Origin of the sequence: Chlorobium sp. KB01 (assembly GCF_001975465.1) — a bacterium.
Taxonomy (GTDB): domain Bacteria; phylum Bacteroidota; class Chlorobiia; order Chlorobiales; family Chlorobiaceae; genus Chlorobium.
In genome coordinates this window covers 1-5,324 of record NZ_MPJE01000003.1, presented here as the reverse complement: position 1 = coordinate 5,324, position 5,324 = coordinate 1, and the positions used below count along the sequence as shown (strand labels likewise).

Here is a 5,324-nt window from a genome sequence, read left to right as displayed (position 1 = left end):
AAACTTATTTTTGGAATGCAATACCCCCAATTTTGGGCGTCATGAATTATTGAGGTTATCAAAGAAACAACTATCTTTGACAAGAGGCGCCACATAACGGGTTCATGAAGTAAACCGGCGCAAACAGAAAAGCCATCAAGCACAGAATTGTGACCTCAAGCTCCCGCATCCCTGCATGCCTTAATTTCCGGGATGTACGACATACGTTCACGCTGATCCATTTTGGACCGGGCAACAGAACCGTTCAGAGATGGAGTGTCGGGAGTTGCCATTGCACAGTTCAATCCGTTACTGCTCATGCATAAAGAAAAAGCGGAGTTGTTCAGCGAAGAGGAACGGCTTCATAGAGAGAATGAGGCGCTCAGGGAAAAAGTGACCGCGCTTGAAAAAAGAGCATCATCTCTTGAAAAATCCGAAAGAAACCTCAAGCGGGTTCTGGACGCGACGCATGCGGGCTCCTGGGACTGGGAGATCAAAACCGGAAAACTGGCCGTGAATGAAGAGTGGGCCGCCATGATCGGGTTCACCCTTGAGGAGCTTGAACCGATAACGATCAATACCTGGGTGGAACGCTATCATCCGGATGACCTTGCGATCTACAACCAGCTCCTTGAAGAGCATTTCAGCGGTAAAACCGAACATTACGAAATGAAAGCCCGGATGCGTCACAAACTCGGCAACTGGGTCTGGGTGCTTGACCGCGGAAAGGTGTTCGAGCGTGATGCGAAAGGCAATCCGGTGCGGATGATCGGCTCCCATCAGAACATCACACAAAAAAAGGAGTCCGAGAGGGCTGTTGAGGAGAGCCGACATTTCGAGCTGCTTGTATCAGAACTCTCAAATCAGTTCATCACGTTGCACTATGAGAACATTGATGAACTGATCAACAGCACACTCCGCCTCATCGGTAAATTTGTTCTGGCTGACCGAAGCTACATTTTCCAGTTCCGGAACGAACTGGCGCTGATGGACAACTCCTACGAATGGTGCGCTGAAGGCATTGAACCGCAGATCGATCAGTTGCAGGAGATTCCGACCGATATGACTCCCTGGTGGATGGAGCATATCAAAAACAACCGGGTCATCCATATTCCCCGTGTCGCAGAGATGCCAGCCGAGGCCTCTGCAGAAAAAGAGATACTTGAGCCACAGGGCATCAAATCGCTGATCGTCATTCCCCTCATTGCAGGGTCACAGCCATTCGGTTATATCGGCTTTGATGCCGTTTCACAGGAGCGACACTGGCAGCCCGAAATTATTTCAGTGCTGAAACTTGCCGGAAGTATCATTGCCAGCGCCCTGCAACACAAACAGATAGAGCAATTTATCAAGAAAGAGCTTGATCTTGCCATCAGGCTGAGCCAAAGTTCATCCTTCCAGGAGACCCTGAAAATCTGCCTTCATGCGGCAATATCAGCTTCAGGGATGGATTGCGGAGGCATTTACCTTGTCAATCATGAGGAACAGGGATTAATCCTCGCCGATCACGAGGGGCTGTCACAAACATTTGTTAAGCAGGCAGGATACTACCGCTTTGATTCACCAAATGTAAAAAAGATACGGAAAGGGAAGCCCATCTATCAGCAATTCTGCACCCTCAGCTATAAAAAGCATAAATCCATCAGCGAAGAAAAACTGCAAGCCATTGCGATTGTCCCGATCTCCTTCAAGGGTGAGGTCATTGCCTGCCTGAATATTGCCTCCCACTCGCAGTGTCATATTCCGGACTTTTCCCGCATAGCCCTTGAAACCCTTGCCTCCCATATCGGATCGGCCATCATGCAGGCCCATCACGAGAAAGAGATTGAGGCCGCAAAAATAAATCTCGAAACACTCTTCAACACGGTTAAAGATTTCCTCTTCATTGTCAACATGGAGGGCAATGTCATCCACACCAATGACTATGTGCGCAATCGGCTTGGTTACACCTCCGAAGAGCTGCACAACCTGCATGTGCTCTCTTTTCATCCCCAGGATCAACAGGCTGAAGCAAAAGCGAACATTGAGGGGATGCTTGCCGGAACCGAGGTTGCATGCCTGGTTCCGCTGATAACCAAAAGTGGCACTCGCATTCCTGTCGAGACCAAAGTTACACCGGGAATCTGGAACAATCAGCCGGTACTGTTCGGTATGAGCCACGATGTTTCCGAGCGGATGCGATCTGAACTGGCATTGAAGGAGAGTGGAAAACGGTTCAGGGAGCTGACCGAACTTCTTCCGCTGCCGCTGGTTGAAGCAGATAACATCGGACGTATTACCTATTCAAACCAGAAAGGATATGAAATTTTCGGATACAGCAAACAGGAGCTTGATCTCGGAATCTCCTTCTTTCAATTCTGTCCTCCGGAAGATCAGGAGAAATGGCTTGCCGATTTTGAATCGGTAAAGGCCGGAACCACGCAATCGATAAACAAAGAGTATCATGCGGTCAAAAAAGATGGCAACACGTTTCCGATTCTGCTTTATGCTTCATCGATCATTATAAACGGTATAGTAACCGGAGTCCGGGGGATCATCGTAGACCTCACTGAACTGAAAGCTGCGGAAGAGGCGGTAAGAACCAGTTTACTGCAGAAACGGATTGTCAATGAGTTCCAGAGCCTGATCGACAACATCCCCGGAACCGTCTATCGTACCAATGAAGAGGGAAAAACGACCATGCTCTCGATGATCGGTGATTTTGAAGCTCACTATACCATTGCTGATCTTGAAAAGGATCTGTTTGAAACCGGCACAATGATCTATCCGGAGGATCACAATGCGGTATCAGTTTCCAACATGACCCTTAAATCAACCAAAACATCACAGGCCCTGATCTACCGCATCGTTATGAAAAACGGTGAATTGAGATGGATAGAAGACCGCAATACCTCCGTTTTCTCCGCCGACGGTCAGTACAGAGGCGTTGACGGGATTCTGTTTGACATCACCGACCGCATTACGGCGCAGGAGGAGAAGCTTCAGCTTGAATCCCGACTCCGCAAAACGCAACGGCTTGAAACCATCGGTACGCTTGCCGGTGGAATTGCTCATGATTTCAACAATATTCTCACTCCCATCCTCGGTTATTCCGAAATGGGGGAGCTCTGCAGCGACAGAGCGGATTCGATGCATGAGTATTTCACGGAGATCACAAAGGCGGCTGAAAGAGCAAAAAATCTTGTCGCACAAATCCTTACCTTCAGCAGAACAAGTGAATGCTCTCCTGATATTGTCTCGGTTCAATCCGTCATCGAAGAAGCACTGAAGCTGCTCCGGCCATCGATTCCATCGACAATCAGCATTGAGCAGGATATAGAACAATCCTGCCGCAATGTTTTTGCCGATTCATCGCAAATTCATCAGATCATTGTCAATCTGTGCACCAATGCCTTCCAGGCAATGGAAGAGAGGGGCGGGGTGCTTACCATTGAACTCAGGGAGGTCACGCCTGATGCCGACATGCATAAAATGCTCCCGAATCTTCAGGCTGAAAACTATATGCAGCTGCGGATATCCGATACCGGCACAGGGATGGATGAGGCAACAATGGAGCGCATCTTAGAACCGTTCTTTACCACAAAATCCGTCGGAAAGGGCTCCGGACTGGGACTCTCGGTTGTCCACGGCATTATCAAAAGCTTTCATGGGGAGATCACCGTCGAAAGCCGACCCAACGTCGGTTCGACATTTATAGTCTATCTGCCGGTGGTCAATGAAAAAACCGAAAAAACCATCAGGCACAAACTTCCTCCTGAAGGGAAAGGGAGCATCCTCTTTGTTGACGATGAACCGGCAACGCTAAGGATGATGACACTTATGATGACCAGGCTTGGATTCCGTATCGAAGCAAAAAACTCACCGCTTGAAGCGCTTGAGCTGTTCCGGAAAAAACGGGAGCAGTTCAATCTTGTCATTACCGACCTTACCATGCCCGAAATGACCGGCATTGAGTTTGCCAAGCGGCTCCATAAAATCAGCAGCGAGACGCCGGTAATCCTGATGACCGGCTACGGAAAAGATATCGAACCCACCAATGCACTGAGTAACTACGGTATCAGGCGGATCCTGAAAAAACCGATCAATCTGGCTCAGATTGCATCAATAATCAACGAAGTACTGTCAAACACACCACACCTTAACTAATCATTATGAAAATTCTGGTTATTGACGATGACGGCGACGTCAGAAAGTTTATTGTCACCACACTCACCAGGGAAAACCATACCGTTTTTGAAGCCGGAGACGGCAACCAGGGTCTTCAGCTGCTTCAGGAACACAGGGATATCTCGGTGGTGATAACCGACCTCATCATGCCTGAAAAAGAGGGTCTTGAAACGATCATTGAAATCCGCTCGCTTTTGCCGGCAATAAAAATCATGGCCATCTCAGGCGGAGGAATAGTCGGCCCGGATAACTATCTGGTTCTGGCCGATACACTCGGTGCAAACTCCACCCTGAAAAAACCATTCACAGGCAAAGAGTTGCTTGATGCCCTCAGGAACCTGTAACGATCAGCATCGAGAGTGTTGCCGACAGCTTCTGAACCGCTTTATTCAGGAATCATGGAATAAAAGGGCTCCAGGCTATGCTGACTCTCTTCACTCTCGTTGATCACCTCAAAGGTTTTGTTTTTCGCCTTTTCGACCCAGAGCGAGAGCACCAGAAGCTCCGCAACATCAGAGCGGTTGATCCAGCCACTCCACAACCTGTCACCGGTATCAACATGGAGCCGGTGTAGCAGCGGCTCACCATCTTTCAACCCTCCCGGCCTTACTATGGTGAAGGAGCGGTCAACGCCGGAGAATACCTTTCTCACATGCTCTTCGGCATCCCATTTTTTAAGCAGAACACCGGCAAACAGATTGAGCGGATGATACCATCTGGTCACAGCCAATGAGCTGACAAGGGCAAAATGCCTTACCCCTGCTTTGGCAGCCTCATCAACAAGCCTCATCACACCATCACGATCAACCTCTGCGGGGGAGGACTCCCCTGAATAGGAGCCGGAGCCGAGCGCTGAAATAACCGCACTGCACCCCTTCACCGCAACGGCAATATCCGAGGCGCTCTGGATCACCCCGCTGACACACTCTACGTTGTCGCCAAAAAGACTCACGGCTTTATCCCGGTCACGGCAGAAGACTCTGACCGAAACACCATAATGCAGCAGCCGCTTCACAACCCATTGACCGGTTCGTCCCGTTGCCCCGGCCACAAGAACCCTTCCGCTGTAACTATTTTCAGAATTCATGATATCCCCTGTAAAGTGTTGAGATCAAATTATTATGGGCACCTCTATTTATTTATTCCGAAACCCGATTACTGCGTTGGGTGGTGCTCGA

General features: G+C 49.2%; 3 protein-coding genes. 2 read left to right on the top strand and 1 reads right to left on the bottom strand.

Going from position 1 to position 5,324, the window contains the following annotated elements:
• Window positions 1-222: 222 nt before the first annotated feature.
• Window positions 223-4,125 (top strand): PAS domain S-box protein, encoded by a 3,903-nt coding sequence (locus tag BOO20_RS00055; RefSeq protein ID WP_233120832.1) that lies wholly within the window; start codon window positions 223-225, stop codon window positions 4,123-4,125.
• Between the two features lie 5 nt (window positions 4,126-4,130).
• Window positions 4,131-4,490: a response regulator gene (locus BOO20_RS00050; protein WP_076788987.1), complete on the top strand. Its 360-nt coding sequence runs from the start codon at window positions 4,131-4,133 to the stop codon at window positions 4,488-4,490.
• Window positions 4,491-4,531: 41 nt separating this feature from the next.
• Here the strand turns inward: BOO20_RS00050 and BOO20_RS00045 are convergent, their stop codons facing one another.
• The gene (locus BOO20_RS00045; RefSeq protein WP_076788984.1) at window positions 4,532-5,233 is read right to left on the bottom strand and encodes an SDR family oxidoreductase; all 702 of its coding nucleotides are present in this window, start codon (window positions 5,231-5,233) and stop codon (window positions 4,532-4,534) included.
• Between the last annotated feature and the right edge of the window lie 91 nt (window positions 5,234-5,324).

Coding starts and splice junctions, on each gene's coding strand:
- BOO20_RS00050 (WP_076788987.1), top strand. CDS start 4,131: ATGAAAATTCTGGTTATTGACGATGACGGCGACGTCAGAAAGTTTATT.
- BOO20_RS00045 (WP_076788984.1), bottom strand. CDS start 5,233: ATGAATTCTGAAAATAGTTACAGCGGAAGGGTTCTTGTGGCCGGGGCA.